10 protein-coding genes and 1 pseudogene are annotated in these 16,020 nt (G+C 65.4%); 9 read left to right on the top strand and 2 right to left on the bottom strand.

Annotated features, from left to right (window positions below):
- Positions 1–4: 4 nt before the first annotated feature.
- From IHE49_RS00060 to IHE49_RS00020, 9 genes are all read left to right on the top strand, one after another.
- Entirely contained in the window at positions 5–2,572 is a 2,568-nt protein-coding gene (locus IHE49_RS00060; RefSeq protein WP_192153746.1) for a TonB-dependent receptor, read from the top strand.
- A gap of 162 nt (positions 2,573–2,734) precedes the next feature.
- Positions 2,735–3,994 (top strand): MFS transporter, encoded by a 1,260-nt coding sequence (locus tag IHE49_RS00055; RefSeq protein ID WP_225578085.1) that lies wholly within the window; start codon positions 2,735–2,737, stop codon positions 3,992–3,994.
- A gap of 23 nt (positions 3,995–4,017) precedes the next feature.
- Positions 4,018–6,252, top strand: a complete 2,235-nt coding sequence (locus IHE49_RS00050) for a glycoside hydrolase family 65 protein (RefSeq protein WP_192153744.1) — start codon at positions 4,018–4,020, stop codon at positions 6,250–6,252.
- 159 nt (positions 6,253–6,411) lie between these two features.
- Positions 6,412–8,229 (top strand): tetratricopeptide repeat protein, encoded by a 1,818-nt coding sequence (locus IHE49_RS00045; protein WP_192153743.1) that lies wholly within the window; start codon positions 6,412–6,414, stop codon positions 8,227–8,229.
- A 114-nt stretch (positions 8,230–8,343) separates the two neighbouring features.
- The gene (locus tag IHE49_RS00040) at positions 8,344–10,038 is read left to right on the top strand and encodes a trehalase family glycosidase (protein ID WP_192153741.1); all 1,695 of its coding nucleotides are present in this window, start codon (positions 8,344–8,346) and stop codon (positions 10,036–10,038) included.
- Positions 10,038–11,153 carry an alpha/beta hydrolase fold domain-containing protein gene (locus IHE49_RS00035; RefSeq protein ID WP_192153739.1) on the top strand — a complete coding sequence of 372 codons (1,116 nt, stop codon included), beginning with the start codon at positions 10,038–10,040 and terminating at the stop codon, positions 11,151–11,153. The genes IHE49_RS00040 and IHE49_RS00035 overlap by 1 nt, the downstream gene beginning before the upstream one ends.
- 72 nt (positions 11,154–11,225) lie before the next feature.
- Positions 11,226–12,632 carry a sigma-54 dependent transcriptional regulator gene (locus IHE49_RS00030; RefSeq protein ID WP_192153737.1) on the top strand — a complete coding sequence of 469 codons (1,407 nt, stop codon included), beginning with the start codon at positions 11,226–11,228 and terminating at the stop codon, positions 12,630–12,632.
- Between the two features lie 819 nt (positions 12,633–13,451).
- Complete coding sequence (locus IHE49_RS00025; protein WP_192153735.1) at positions 13,452–13,763, top strand: hypothetical protein; 312 nt, start codon at positions 13,452–13,454, stop codon at positions 13,761–13,763.
- Between the two features lie 66 nt (positions 13,764–13,829).
- On the top strand, positions 13,830–14,048 hold the full coding sequence (locus IHE49_RS00020; protein WP_192153733.1) for a hypothetical protein: 219 nt from the start codon (positions 13,830–13,832) through the stop codon (positions 14,046–14,048).
- 607 nt (positions 14,049–14,655) lie between these two features.
- On the opposite strand, the pseudogene IHE49_RS00010 reads toward IHE49_RS00020, so the two are convergent.
- Positions 14,656–14,838 (bottom strand): annotated as a pseudogene (locus IHE49_RS00010) (transposase); the annotation flags it as partial.
- 24 nt (positions 14,839–14,862) lie between these two features.
- Positions 14,863–15,959 (bottom strand): IS3 family transposase gene (locus tag IHE49_RS00005; RefSeq protein ID WP_192153729.1). Its coding sequence is split into 2 segments (ribosomal slippage): positions 14,863–15,698 and positions 15,698–15,959, totalling 1,098 coding nucleotides; the frame shifts between segments, so codons are not numbered across the junction.
- Positions 15,960–16,020: the final 61 nt, after the last annotated feature.

Genomic DNA, 16,020 nt, shown 5'->3' with positions numbered 1-16,020 from the left:
GAACATGAGTGCTCGCATACTTACAAGCTTGACGTTGTCCGCGGCGATCGCGGCTGCGCTGGCATCCGGCACCGCACAGGCCCAGGACAACGGCCAGAACGCCAGCAGCGCGCCGACCGTCGCCACCAACGCTACGCAGAAGGCCAAGAGCAACGCGAAGAACGGCAAATCCGTGCAGTCGCTGGAGCAGGTCGTCGTCACCGGCTCGGCCAGCAATGCCGGCGTGCGCAAGATCGACGCCAGTTATTCGATCACCACCGCCACCGATGCGCAGATCCAGCAGATCAACCCGCGCAGCGCTGCCGACCTGCTGAAGCTTTCGCCCGGCGTGTGGCCGGAATCCTCCGGCGGCGAAACCGGCGCCAACGTCGAGATCGCCGGCTTTCCGGGCGGCGGCGACGCGCCGTTCTACACCAACCAGATCATGGGCACGCCGCTTTACGGCATGCCGTCGCTGTCGTTCTTCGAGCAGAGCTCGATGTTCCGCCTCGACGACACCGTCGACCATGTGGAGCTGCTGCAGGGCGGCCCGTCGGTGGTCTTCGGCGACGGTCAGATCGGCCTCACCTCCAACTACATCCTCAAGCAGGGCACCGACACGCCGTCCGGCGACATCGGCGTCACCTACGGCACGGGCGACCTGCGCCGCATCGACGGCTTCTACGGCTTCCCGATCGGCAAGAACGGCTGGTACGGCAGCGTGGGCGGCTTCTACCGCGACTCCAACGGCGTACGCGATCCGCAGTACGCCGCCGACAAGGGCGGCCAGCTCACGGCCACGCTGACCAAGGACTGGGACAACGGCTCGCTGGTGTTCTGGACGCGTGGCCTCGACGACAAGAACCAGTTCATCACCCCGGTGCCGCTGATCCAGGATCGCTCGGGCATCTTCTCCGACTACCCCGGCTTCGACCCGCTGACCAGCACGTATTACAGCAGCGCGATGCAGCACACCTACCTGGAGAGCTACCCGGGCGGCGGCACCGGCGTGAACCTCGCCAACGGACGCGGCGCGCAGCTCGGCTTCTTCGGCGTCAACTTCGACTGGGACTTCGGCGACGGCTGGACGGTCAGCGACAAGTTCCTCGTCGACGGCGGCAACATGGATACCAACGCGCTGTTCTCGGGCTCCAATCCGCAGTCGCTGAGCAGCTGGGAAAACACCGCCGGCACCTACCCGGACAACACCGTTCCCACCGGCGCCGTGTACAACGCCAGCTACACCAACGGCACCGGCACGATCACCAATCCCAATCTGGATGTGATCAGCCAGGGCCTGTGGCACATCCACAAGAATCTGCACAGCGTGATCAACGACTTCCGCGTCAGCAGGGATCTGTTCGACGGCAATACGCTGACCGCCGGCCTGTACCTGGCGCACTACACCGACGACGACCGCTGGTCGCTCGGCAACCCGATGCTGATGACCAACACGCCGAACGCCACGCCTATCGCGGTGAGCTACGAGCAAGGCGGCAAGACCTACTACGTCACCAATAGCCAGGGCCTGATCTACAACGGCGGCTACAACATCACCGAGAACGGCGAATCCGACAACAAGGCGTTCTACCTGTCCGATACGTGGAAGCTCGACCAGTGGATCTTCGACGCGTCGGCCCGCGTGGAGAACGAGAACGCGCGCAACACCGTGTGCAACCTCTCCAACGTCAATATCGACGGCAACGCCTACACGCTGTACGACAACGCTGTGGCGATGTGCAACGGCTCCTACTCGGTCACCGACTACGACAAGACCCACACCTCGTGGACGCTGGGTGCCACCTACAAGCTCAGCGACGACATGGCCATCTACGCCCGCGCCAACAAGGGTGCGCATTTCAACAGCTTCGACGACATGCGCGGCAACACCACCGGCAACACGCCGCCGCTGCTGACCATCCAGAACTTCGAGGTGGGCTACAAGTACTCGTCCGATCTGCTCAGCGCCGACCTGGCGTTCTACCACCGCCAATTCAACGGCCTGTCCTACCAGCCGTCGATACTGGGCGTGCCGCTGGGCGGCTATTCCACCTACGGATCGGACACCAAGGGGCTGAACTTCGCGGTACGGGCCACCACGCCGGACCAGGTGTTCTCGATCAGCGCCTCGGGCGACTGGATGCAGGGACACTATTCGCACTTCGAAGGCGACGCGGTGTTCTACGGCCTGCCGACGTCGGACAACCCCACCGGCGAGTTCGTCAGCACCTACGAGGGCAAGCAGTTGCAGCGTCAGCCCAAGTTCCAGGTGCGCATCACGCCATCCCTGCACTTCAGCATGCCGCAGGGCGACCTGCGCCTGTGGGCCACGATGGAATACGTGGGCCCGCACACCCAGGACCAGCTCGCGCTGCAGCAGCTGGGCAGCTACACCGACTTCAATGTCGGCGCGCAATACACCTACGACAAGCACTGGGTGTTCACCCTGCTCGGCTCCAACGTCACCGACACGCTGGGCCTGACCGAGTCGAACTCGCGCATCGCGGGCAACGCCACCGACGCGTCCGGCGTGCTGCTGGCCCGCACGCTGGAAGGCCACCAGTACACCTTCCAGGTGAAGTACCAGTTCTGATGCAAGCGTGAAAGCCGCCCCCTGCCGCCGCGACGCACACGCGGAAACGACGGCAGGGTCCGGAAGCTCCCGCAACAACAGCTCTCCCCGCGTTCCGGCCCGGATTGCGCGATGGCGACCCGGGCCGTCTTTTTCTGCGAAGCTCGCCACCACGAGGTGTGCATGAACCGTTACCGCATGATCGCCGCACTCGCGCTGACCTATGTGGTCTTCGCGATCCTGCTCAACAGCGTGGGCACGGTGATCCTGCAATCCATCGCCAGCTTCGGCGTGGGCAAGACCGAAGCCAGCCTGCTCGAACTGTTCAAGGACCTCACCATCGCCGTGGTCTCCTTCGGCGTGGCCTCCTTCCTGCCGCTGATCGGCTACCGGCGCGCGATGATCCTGGCGCTGGCGCTGCTCGGCGTCGCCTGCGCGCTGATGCCGCTGTGGCCGGGCTTCCGCACCACCGAGGTGCTGTTCACCTGCGTGGGCATCTCGTTCGCGCTGGCCAAGGTCGGCGTGTACTCGTCGATCGGCCTGCTGACCACGGATCGCGCCGCGCATGGGCGCCTCACCTCGACTATCGAAGGCACGTTCATGCTCGGCGTGCTCGCCGGCAACTGGCTGTTCAGCGCTTTCATCAACCACGCTGCACCCGCCGACCTTGTGTGGTTGCGCGTGTACTGGGTGCTGGCCGCGCTGTGCATGCTGGTGATCGTGCTGCTCGCCGGTTCGCGCATGGACGAGTCGGCGGCGCGCAACACGCGCACCACCACGATCAAAGGCTCGCTGGTCGAAATGCTGCAATTGTTCGCGCGACCGTTGGTCTACGTGTTCCTGATCTCGGCCTTCCTCTACGTACTGATCGAACAGAGCTTCTCCACCTGGCTGCCCACCTTCAACAACGAGATCCTCAAGCTGCCGAACGCGATGAGCATCCAACTGGCCAGCATCCTGCCCGGCACCATCGCGCTGGGACGGCTGGCCGCGGGCCAGGCCTTGCGGCGCATGCATTGGTACACCTTGCTCAACTTCTGCGTGGTCGGCATGGCGGTCATCGTGATGGTGAGCCTGCCGCTGGCGCGCGACGTCGAACCCGGCGCCACGGTCGGCTGGCGTAACGCACCCGCTGCTGCGTGGCTGTTCCCGCTGGTCGGGCTGCTGATGGCGCCGATCTACCCGGTCATCAACTCGGTGGTACTCAGCTCGCTGCCCAAACCCGCGCACGCGGCGATGACCGGACTGATCGTGATCTTCTCCGCGCTGGGCGGCACGCTCGGCTCGCGCATCACCGCCATCGTATTCGCCCGCTTCGACGGCATCGCCGCGTTCTATTTCTCGCTGCTGCCGATGAGCCTGGTGCTGCTGGCGCTGTTCTTCTTCAAGCGCGAAACGGATCGCTCGAACTCCCGTGTCACCGTCGGTCTGGCGGCCGAATGACACCAACCATCGCCGGAGCGCGCATGAAAACCCGACTCGCCTGCCTTGCCCTCGCGGCCCTGTTCGCCGCCCCTGCGATGGCGGCTACCGATCCCAGCTTCCTGCTCACCGGCACCAGCGACGATTTCGGCAGCTATTTCCCTGGCTACCTGGCGAACGGCTATTTCTCGGTGATGACCTCGCCGCGCGGCACGGAGCCCGACCGCGGCTACATGGTCGCGTTCATGGATTACGGCAAGGGTGACATCGCCCGTCCCGCCGCAGTGCCCGGCTGGAACGAGATCGATTACAACCCGGGCGGCGGCTGGCTCAATTCGACGCGGCTGGACGCGAAGATCTTCGCCGGCTACGCGCAGACGCTGGACATGCACGACGCCACGCTGACCACACGCTACGACTTCGACTACGCGAACAAGTCCACCGGCGTGGAGGTGCAGAGTTTCGTCAGCCAGGCCGACCCGCATCTCGCCGCGGTGCGCTTTACCGTCACGCCGGCGTTCAGCGGCGACGTGCAGCTCAGCTTCCCGATCCGGCTATGGTCGGAACACCAGCCGCGGTTTCCCATCGGCAGCATGACCGGCGACCAGATGATCGCTGCGGTGATCGCCAGCGGGCAGAACCTCGACAACAAGCCGGTGCCCACGCCCGACCGCGCTGCGGTGTGGTACCCCGGCTACACGCAGGTGCTGTCGAACGATGGCGATGCGAAGGCGCTCACGCTGTGGCTGGACGGCCGTGCCGAGCAGGGCCTCGCGATGGCCGAGGCGGCGGCGCTCGAGTTGCCTCCCGGCATTGCGGTGAAGAGCGCCACGGTGTCGAGGGGGCCGTACAAGCTGTCGCTCGACCTTGTGGTGCACGTCGAACAGGGCAAGCACTACAGCTTCACCAAGTACGTGGCCCTCTCGCGCGAAGGCTGGGGCGGCGACGCCAGGGCCGACCTCGCGCTCGCCACGCAGGCGCGCGATGCCGGCTTCGACAAACTGCTCGCGCGCCACCGCGACGCATGGCACGGGCTGTGGCAATCCGACATCGTGGTCGATGGCGACCCGCAGGTACAGAAGGCGGTGCATTCGGACCTGTACTACCTGCTGTCCAACACCACGGCCGGCACGGCGTGGCCGATGGGTGCCTGCGCGCTGACCCCCAACTATGCCGGCCACGCGTTCTGGGACAGCGACTCGTGGGTGTTCCCGGCACTGCTCCTGCTGCACCCCGAGCGCGCCAAGCCCATCGTGATGTTCCGCCACCGCACCATGCAGCCGGCACGCGAACGCGCGCGGCAATACGGCGCCAAGGGGTTGATGTATCCATGGGAAGCCGACCCGCAGACCGGCATCGACAACACGCCGCACTTCGCCTACGACGTGTACCGCGAGATCCACGTCAACGCCGACGTCGCCATCGCACAGTGGCAGTACTGGCTCGCCAGCGGCGACCAGGCCTGGCTGAAGCAGTACGGCTGGCCGGTGATCCAGGGCGTGGCCGAGTTCTGGACCAGCCGCGTCACCTGGGACAAGGCACGCGACCGCTACGAGATCCTGCACGTCACTTCGCCCGACGAGGCCTACAACGACGTGCCCAACGACGCCTTCACCAACGCTGCCGCACAGAAGGCGCTGCGCATCGCCGTCGAGGCGTCGAAGCTGGTGGGTGCCACGCCCGACCCGCAGTGGTCGCGCATCGCAGACCGGATGTACATACCGTTCGACGACGCCGCGCAGCGCCACTACGACTTCGATCCGTCGGTGCCGCACGACAAGATCACCTGGATGGGTTCCTCGCTGGCGTGGCTGATGTACCCCAACCTCGACCTGCCGATGAGCGACGCCGTGCGCCGCAACGACTTCGACTTCCAGTTGCACGAACTGAAGACGCACGGCGACGATCCGAACGAGATGATGATGGTGATGCTGGCCGTGGGCGAAGCGGAACTGGGCGACGGCAAGGCCGCCGGCGACTGGCTGCAGCGCAACCTTCTGGGCTTCCTCAAGCCGCCGTTCAACGTGCGCACCGAGACCGTGGCCAACAACGCCGGCTATATCCTCGCCACCTCGGCCGGCTACATCCAGAGCCTGGTCTACGGCCTCACCGGCCTGCGCATTGACGGCAAGGGGCTGGATCCTGCCTACGCGCCGGTGCTGCCGCCTGGGTGGAAATCGCTCACGCTCCAGGATGTGGACTTCCGCGGCAAGCGCTACGACATCAGCGTCGAGCGCGATGCGGAAGGCAAGGCGAAACTGGTGCAAAAGGCGCTGTGAAGAGTTCCCGATGAAACCCATGCCTCCATTCCGTCATTCCGGCGCAGGCCGGAATCCAGCAGCGATAAGGCTGGTCCGTGCCCCGCGGTTACCGGATTCCGGCCTGTGCTGGAATGACGAGCCCAAAAGCGCCCCGGCGTGATGGGCTGGAAACAGCTTATGTCCACTACGCCGCCTTCATTGCTCGAATCCATGCGACAGATCGGCGCATTGCTGCAGACTGGCGATTTGCGCAACGCGCATGACCGCCTGCAGGCCATCGTCGCGGAACACCCGGACAGCGCGGAAGCGCTGCGCCTGCTTGGCGGCCTGCGCCTCGGCTTCGGTGACGCGGAGGGCGCCGAGACGCTGCTGCGCCGCGCGCTGACGCTCGATCCAAACTGGGCACCCACGCTCGCCACGCTGGGCGAACTGCTGCTCAACACCGGCCGCGACGACGAGGCCGAGCCGCTACTGCGTCGCGCAGCCACGAAACTGCCGCAGGCCGCGCTCAGGCTGGCGCGACACTGCAACGACCGCCAGCGCCCGGCCGAGGCGCTGGCCCTGCTCGCACCGCTGTGCGCCACCGGGCTGGTCGATGCCGAAGTCGCCACGCAGCACGTGGCGGCACTGGCGGCACTGGGGCGAGCAGACGAGGCCGTGCAGTTCTATCGCGGCGTCGCCGAAGCCGCGCCGGACAACCCGGCGCTCGCACATGCCCTGGCCATCGCACTCGCGGCGTCCGGCCAGCATGCGGCGGCCGAACGCCACGTTGCACGCGCACTGGCGCACGGCCAGCCGACCGCCTCCGCCTGCTTCACGCTGGCACGCAGCCTGATCGCACTGGGCGAATTCGCACGCGCCGAGACGGCCCTGCGCGAAGGCCTGCGGCTGGAGCCGCGCCAGGTCGAAGCGCACGACCATCTCGCGCGGCTGGTGTGGATGCGCAGCGGCGACCTTGCGCAGAGCACGGCGACGCTCGACGAGGCCATGCGCCGCTTCCCGCACGACGAGCCGCTGCTCGCCGCCAAGGCCGCGATCCTGCAAGGCGCGGGCGACGCGCGCGGCGCCTGGGCCTGCCTCGCCGAACCGGCCGCGCGCACGCGGGCCTCGCCGGCCCTGCTGGTACGCGCAGGGCTGGCCGCACTGGAGTTCGACCCGGCCGGCGCACGCGCGCTGGCGGAGCGAGCGCTGCAGCGCTCGCCCACTGCCGCCGCACGCAACCTGCTCGCCGCCGCCCTGCTCGGCACCGGCGATGCGCAGCAGGCCCTGGTCCACTGCGAGGCCCTGCTCGCCGACGCGCCCGACGACCAGTACCTGATCGCGCTGCAGACCACCGCGTGGCGACTGCTAGGCGACGCACGCCACGAGGCATATTGCGACTACGCACAACTGGTGAAGCGCTACCGTCTGCAGACACCGGAAGGCTGGCCGGACCTCGCGGCCTTCCTCGCCGACCTGAAGCGCAGCCTGGAGCGCCTGCACGATCCGCACGGCCACCCGCTGCTGTTCCAGTCGCTGCGCCATGGCACCGAGACCACCGAGGATCTCGCGCGCCACGACGACCCGGCGATACGCGCCCTGTTCACGACCTTCGACGCGCCGATCCGCGACTATCTCGAACACATCGGCCACGGCGACGACCCGTTGCGCCGGCGCAACCGCGACAACTACCGCTTCAACGGCAGCTGGTCGGTGCGACTGCGCAGCGCGGGCTTCCACGCCAATCACGTGCATCCACGCGGCTGGATCTCCTCGGCCTGCTACATCGACCTGCCCGACGGCATCGCCGAGGCGGAGACGACGGATGGCTGCCTCGCCTTCGGCGAGCCCGGCATCGTCACGGCGCCGCCGTTGCACGCGCAGCACGTGGTGCGTCCCGCGACCGGCATGCTGGCGCTCTTTCCGTCCTACATCTGGCACGGCACCGTGCCGTTCCGCGGCGACCGCGCGCGCCTGACGGTCGCTTTCGATGCTGTACCGGGATTGTCGGCATGAAGCGTTCTTGTACCGCCGACGGTCACGCATGCCAGCACCATGACCGTGTGCCCTCGCCAAGGGCAAGTCTGCCTTGTCGATGACCGCCCGCCCTTCCACCGGGAACACTTCGCCATGAAATCCCGCACACGCCTCGCCATCCTGCTGTCCGCGCTGCTGTCCACGCCACTGGCCTCCGCGGCCACGCCCGATGCCGCGAAAACGCTGGCCTACATCCATCACGCGTGGCCAACGCTCACACGCCGGATTGAAGACTGTTCCGCCTTCGGCAAGGGGCCGGGCGATACGCAGCTGGCGATCTACCTGCCGCATCAGTTGCCGATGCCGCAGGAGCTTCCGCGCATCGCGAAGACCTGCCATGTGGAAGTACGCCGGCTGCCGCAATCGATACGCGAGCTCGGCGAGTTCGATCCCGCCACGCTGCCGGTGCAGGGTCTGCTCTACCTGCCGCATCCCTACGTGGTGCCCGGCGGCTTCTTCAACGAGATGTACGGCTGGGACAGTTACTTCATCGAGCTGGGCCTGCTTGCCGATCACCAGGAAACGCTGGCGCGCGACATGGTGGACAACGCACTGTTCGAGGTGCAGCACTACGGCGGCGTGCTCAACGCCAATCGCAGCTACTACCTCAGCCGCTCGCAGCCGCCCTTCCTCGGCGCGATGATGGCGGCGCTGCTGGCCGACCCCGCGAGTTTCCGCGACGAGGCCGACAGGCGTGCTTGGCTGGCGCAGGCCTATCCGCTGGCGGTGCGCAACCACGACCTGTGGATGCGCACCGGGCACCGCGCAGGCGATACCGGCCTGTCGCGTTACTTCGACTATGGCCACGGCCCGGTGCTGGAAGCGCATGACGCCAGCTATTACCAGGGCGTGATCCGCTGGCTGCTGGCGCATCGCGCGGAAGATCCGGGCTATCTCGTCAAGGCGCCGCAACACCCCGACGACGCCGAAGCGGAACAGCTGAAAACCGCGAGCTGCGACACCGCGGCTTCGAAGGCCTGCGCCGATGCATGGGTCGGCGGCTATCGCCTCACCGCCGACTACTACCTCGGCGACCGCGCCATGCGCGAATCGGGCTTCGACACCGACTTCCACTTCGGCCCGTTCGCCGGCTCCACCCACCACTACGCTCCGGTCGGGTTGAACAGCCTGCTCTACCGCTACGAACGCGACCTGCACGACTTCGCAGCCGTTCTCGGCAAGACCGCCGACGCCGAGCGCTGGCAACAAGCGGCCGCGGCACGCAAGGCGGCGATGGACAAATACCTGTGGCAACCCACGCAGGGCAGGTACATGGACTACGACTTCGTCGCCGGCAAGCCCTCCAGCGATCCCTACCTCAGCATGTTCTATCCGCTGTGGGCCGGCGCCGCATCCCCCGCACAAGCGCAGGCACTGCGTGGCAGGCTGGGCTTGTTCGAGCAGCGCGGCGGCCTGGCCATGAGCACGCGCGCCACCGGCGCACAATGGGACGCGCCGTTCGGCTGGGCGCCGACCAACTGGCTCGCCATCAAGGGGCTGGCGGACTATGGCTTCGACGCCGACGCGCGGCGCCTCGGCGCGAAGTTCATGGCCACCGTGGACAACGGCTTCGCCCATGACCGCACCATCCGCGAGAAATACAACATGGCGAGCGGCAACGCCGACGTGAAAATCACGGCCGGCTACACGCAGAACGTGGTCGGCTTCGGCTGGACGAATGGCGTGTATCTCAAGCTGCACCAGTTGCTCGACGGCCCTGCCGGACAAGCCGCACCGCCACCGGCCGCGACGCCGCGACCCTCGCCCGCAGTGCGGCCCGGAACGTGATGCGCGCAGGCACGAGCGGCACATGGAGAACGGTCGCGCGTCATGCGCTGCCCACGCGGCTGGCTGCTGCGCTGTCGCTCTGCGGCGCCCTGCTTGCCGCCCCCGCCATAGCGCAGGACGCCAAACCTGGCGTACGCGCCGACGCCACCGTCACCGCACCGGCCGCCAGCGTGCCTTACTCTGCATTCGCCTCGCCGCAGGCGCGCGCATTCTTCCCGGGCATGCTCGCCTTCGGCGCCAAGGCACCCCCGATCGGCGGCCCCATTGCCGCAAGCCGCGACTTCTATGACGGCCAGAACCGCGGCCGGGCGGAGCTCATGGAAAAGCTCTATCCCGTGAAGCTCAAGCGCGACACCATCGCCGGGGTCGGCGTCGACGTGGTGCTGCCGGCCCAAGGCGTATCGCCGGAGAACCGCCGCCGCGTGCTGCTCAACCTGCACGGCGGCGCTTTCCTGTGGGGCGCGCACAGCGGGGCGCTGGTCGAATCGATTCCCGTCGCCAGTCTCGGCCGCATTGAGGTGATCGGCGTGGACTACCGGATGGGCCCGGAGCATGTCTTCCCCGCCGCCAGTGTGGACGTGGAAAACGTCTACCGCGAGCTGCTGAAAACCCACAAGCCGGGCGAAATCGGCATCTATGGCTGCTCGGCCGGCGGCATCCTCACCGGCGAAGCGGTGGCGCGCTTCATCCACGACAGGCTGCCGGTGCCCGGCGCGATCGGCATGTTCTGCGGTGCGCTGGTCGACCTCGGCGGCGATTCGTCCTACGTGGCGCCCATGCTCAACGGACAAGGCGTGCCGACCACGCCTCCGCTCGGCCTCGCCACGCTGCCCTACTTCCGCGGAGCCGACCCGGACGATCCGCTGGTGCAGCCCGGCCTGTCGCCCGCGCTGCTGGCAAGGTTCCCGCCCACCCTGCTGATCACCGGCACGCGCGACTTCGCGATGAGCTCGGTCGTGCACAGCGGCGAACTGCTGCACCAGGCAGGCGTACCCGCCGAACTGCGCGTATGGGACGGCATGTGGCACTCGTTCTTCTCGGACCCGCAATTGCCCGAGTCGAAGCAGGCCTATGCCGCGATCGTCGGCTTCTTCGACCGGCGACTGGCCCGCTGAAAGGGGCAAGCTTTGCCCCCGCCGGCGCCCCGAGTATCCTCGCTGGTACTCCCCGCCAAGACAGCACCAACCATGAGCCAACAGACCGTCCTGGTCATCGACGACGAGCGCGATATCCGCGAACTGCTCACCATCACGCTGGGTCGAATGGATCTGCAAGTCGACGCCGTGGGCACCGTCACCGAGGCGCGCCGAGCGCTGGGCGAACGCAGCTACGACCTCTGCTTCACCGACATGCGCCTGCCCGACGGCACCGGACACGAGATCGTGGAGCACATCAGCGCCAACCACCCGGATATGCCGGTGGCGATGATTACCGCCTATGGCAATGTGGATGCCGCGGTGAACGCGCTGAAGGCCGGTGCGTTCGACTTCGTCTCCAAGCCGGTGGACATCCAGATGCTGCGCCAGCTGGTGCGCACCGCGCTGCGGCTGGCCGAAGAAAAGCGCAGCGGCAAGTCCGCCGCCAAGGCCGGCGGTGCCGGCGAGCGGCTGGTCGGCGACTCGTCGGCGATGCAGCAGGTGCGCTCCACCATCGCCAAGCTCGCGCGCAACCAGGCGCCGGTGTACATCGCCGGCGAATCCGGCGTGGGCAAGGAGCTGGTCGCCCGCCTCATCCACGAACAGGGCCCCCGCGCGAGCGGCCCGTTCATCCCCGTGAACTGCGGCGCCATCCCCTCCGAGCTGATGGAAAGCGAGTTCTTCGGACACAGGAAGGGCAGCTTCACCGGCGCGCATACCGACAAGGAAGGCCTGTTCCAGGCTGCGCACGGCGGCACGCTGTTCCTCGACGAGGTGGCCGAGCTGCCGTTGCACATGCAGGTGAAACTGCTGCGCGCGATCCAGGAAAAGGCCGTGCGCCCGATCGGCGCGCGCGAGGAAGTGCCGGTGGACGTGCGCATCCTCTCCGCCACCCACAAGAACCTCGCCGCGCTGGTCGAGCAGGGCCAGTTCCGCCAGGACCTGTTCTACCGCATCAACGTGATCGAACTACGCGTGCCGCCGCTGCGCGAGCGCCGCGGCGACGTGTCGCTGCTGTCCAACCACATCCTGCAGGGCCTTGCCCGCAAGGACGGCAGCGCCCCGCGCCGCCTGCTGGCTGAGGCGCAGCAGGCGCTGGAAAGCTACGACTTCCCCGGCAACGTGCGCGAGCTGGAGAACATCCTCGAACGCGCTACCGCGATGTGCGACGGCGACACTATCGCTGCCGACGACCTGATGCTGCCGCAACGCCTGCAGCGCCTTGAGTCCGCTGCCGTCCAACCTCCGTCCGGCAACGGCGCTGCCGCTCCGGCGACCACGCCACCCGTATCCTCGGCCGCTGCCGGCGGTCTGGACGACTACATCAGCAACCTGGAACGCAGCGCGATCATGAAAGCGCTGGAAGAGTCCCGCTACAACAAGACCGCCGCCGCGAAGAAACTCGGCATCACCTTCCGGGCGCTGCGCTACAAGCTGAAGAAGCTGGGTATCGACTGAGGTTGCTCGCGGCACGCCCCACGAGGGCATGGCCCGGGCAAGGAACCATCCTCGCCACCCCATCGGAGGCAACTTCCTCCTGCACGCCAAAAGCAGACCACTGGGATGCCATCTCCAACGAGATATCGTGCGTATCCATCTTTTCGAGGCGATAAACCACAAAAGCCCCGTTTAGCGTGATACGCAAAGCAAGCGATCATCTGGCAACACGCAGGAAGGTAGAGCAAGTTCTTGAAACTGCTGCCATTCATTCGCTTGACGGGCCCACATCGACGATGGAGCATGGCGTGCATATGCCCCGATCCGGGGTCTACTAAGCGTTATGCGGCAAAACACATGTGAGGTACGCCATGGCTGGGCGTTGGGAGACGCATCGTGGTGACGAGTGGTGGTACCACGACTACTGGTGCAAGTTAGATGCTGGTTTTAACGGCGCGTATCCGGGGACGCTCTCTATCGACAGAGCCGAGTTTAAAGGTCAGCTCACCGAGAACCGACTTCACAATTTGCTTTGGTCTACCCAACAGCAGTTCAAAGACAACGTGATCGAGGTTTGTGGGCTGGGCGAGCTTGTTCCGGTTCTCCATGCGCTTCAAAGCGCTGGCCTGCTAAAGACGAAGCAGCGAGACTCCACATACTCCAAAAGTATCCAAATCACAGACGTCGTGGCACCACCTCAAAGTCCAGCTAAAGCATCCGTTCCTACGAGCAAAAAGCCATGGTGGCGGCTCTGGTAGTGCCGCATAACAATTCGTTCAAGGCGGACGGCTTCGCCGCCGCTTAACTCCAGCGTTAGGCCTTTCAACGATGGCATCAGCGATGCATACCCGAGAAGAAGCAATCGAGTGGCTCCGCAAAAAAGGATTTCATGCAGCCGCAAGGGATTGGAGTCTCGGCAAAACGGTTTGTGTCGGAGCCGGACCAATTTCCAACCTTGGTTCGAGCATCACTGCGTTTCGCCACATGATCTACATCTATCCAGAATCTGAGCAGTGGTCTATATCTGACTGGTCGAGCCAGTCCGCGGTCATCAAGATGTGTGGTTCGTTGGAAAATGCCGCACTCGAAGCTGCAAATGCTCTTACAAAGAAGCTCGCAGATGACGCGGCGACCCATCCCACCGAGGCCTAACATTTCGTTCAAGGCGGACGGCTTCGCCGCCGCTTAACTCCAGCGTTATGCCTCAAGAGCACATGCATGAAGCAGTTTGACGTCATCAGAGTTACCTCGCTCCGTGACGATCGCTTTAAGGAGGTGGCAGCCGACTGGCAAAGAGCGCCGGCCATAGGAGACGTAGGGACTATCTTAGAAGTCTATGCCGATGCCTTTGAGGTCGAGTGTTCCGACTCCAGCAACGGCTACACAATCTGGCTTGCCGCAATGTATCCAGACGAGATCACCAATGTTCCTAGGTAGGCTAGGTCGCGGCTGGCCTAACAACTCGTTCAAGGCGGACGGCTTCGCCGCCGCTTAACTCTAGCGTTAGGCAGCAAACATGGAAGGTCCTCGCCACCACATCTGCCAACTCCTCGACCAGCTCACGGTCGCGCTTTCTGCGCCACTCACAGGTGCGGCTCGCGCGGATGGCTGGACCGAGGTTGTTCAAGCTAAGTGGCTTCGCGTCTTCCAAGACATGCACGCGTCAGTTGCCTCTGGCCACGACATCCCAGAGGCATCTATCACGCGCGCTCTAGATTATGACGGGGTCGTTGCTGGTCCTGTCCTCGAAAAGGCAGCAATGCTCAGCAACCTAGTTCGTCGGGCATGCACCTCGCATGCCTAACATTTCGTTCAAGGCGGACGGCTTCGCCGCCGCTTAACTCTAGCGTTAGCGCTCAATGACAGAACCCAATAACTGCTACGCATACTTCTCAGTCTATGGCGACGATATAGATCCGTCGGCCCTGACTGCCGAGCTTGGGGTCGCGCCAACACAGGCCTGGCTCAAAGGCGACTTAGATCCAAGGCGCCGTGAAAAACGTACGGGACATTGGTCGCTCTGAAGCGTCCTCGTTTTCCCGAGTCACCCGGAAATAGAGGTAGTTGATGATGCCATGGCAAACGCGACGGGCGAGAGTCCGCCGAGTGAGCGATGGGGACGTTGATGGTTGTAGCGGTGGCGCCAGTCCTCGGTCATGCGGCGGACCTCGTGCAGGCTGGTGAAGACGTAGCGATCCAGGACTTCGGTGCGATACGTCCGGTTGAANTGAAGCGTCCTCGTTTTCCCGAGTCACCCGGAAATAGAGGTAGTTGATGATGCCATGGCAAACGCGACGGGCGAGAGTCCGCCGAGTGAGCGATGGGGACGTTGATGGTTGTAGCGGTGGCGCCAGTCCTCGGTCATGCGGCGGACCTCGTGCAGGCTGGTGAAGACGTAGCGATCCAGGACTTCGGTGCGATACGTCCGGTTGAAGCGTTCGATGTAGGCGTTCTGGGTCGGCTTGCCCGGCTGGATGTGCAGCAGTTCGATGCCGTGGCGCTGGGCCCACTGCCGCAGCGCGGCGCTGATGAACTCCGGGCCGTTGTCCAGGCGCAGGCGTTGCGGTGCCCCGCGTAGTTCCACCAGCTCGTCCAACGCCCGGATCACCCGCAGAGACGGCAGGCTGGTGTCGATCTCGATCCGCAGCGACTCGCGGTTGAAATCGTCGTTGACGTTGAAGGTACGGAAGCGCCGCCCGGACCACAGCGCATCCGCCATGAAGTCGGCCGACCAGGTGTGGTTGGCCTGATCGGGAATCGCCAAGGGTTCACGAATCCGGTCCGGCAGGCGCCGCTTGCCCCGGCGCGGCAGGTTGAGCTTCATGGTCACGTAGATCCGCCAACTGCGGGTCTTGCCGAACCCTCTCGGCTGCAGTGCCTGATCGAACAGCAGGCCGAAGCCGTGCCCGGGATTGTCCTTCAGGTGAGCCTCGATCGCTTCGATCAGCGCCGAGTCGTCCCGCCGGTGCGGGACGTAGTGCCGCGCCGAGCGCGACAGGTCCAGCGTGCGATCGGCACGCCGGGCGCTCAGGCCATGACCGGTTTGCATCGCCAGACTCAGCTCCAGCCGCCGCGTCTGGCTCAGCCTTTTCGCGACAGGACGTCCTTCAATGCGTGGTGTTCCAACGCCAGGTCGGCGTACATGCGCTTGAGCCGGGCCAGCTCGCCCTCGACGTCCTTCAGATGGCGCAGCTGCGACACCTCCATGCCAGCGTACTTGTTCTTCCAAACGTAGTACGTCGGCTCGCTGATGCCGTGCTTGCGACACGTCTCAGCCACCTTCGCGCCGGCCTCGACCTCCTTGAGGATCCGGACGATCTGTTCCTCGCTGAACTTCGACTTCTTCATGCAGAGCTCCTTGGTGGGGAAACTCTACTTCCGACTGGCTCGAATCAACGAGGACGCTTCA

Source organism: Rhodanobacter sp. 7MK24, assembly GCF_014842995.1.
Classification (GTDB): domain Bacteria; phylum Pseudomonadota; class Gammaproteobacteria; order Xanthomonadales; family Rhodanobacteraceae; genus Rhodanobacter_A.
Note: the sequence above shows the minus strand (reverse complement) of the source record. Positions and strands in the feature narration are given on the sequence as shown.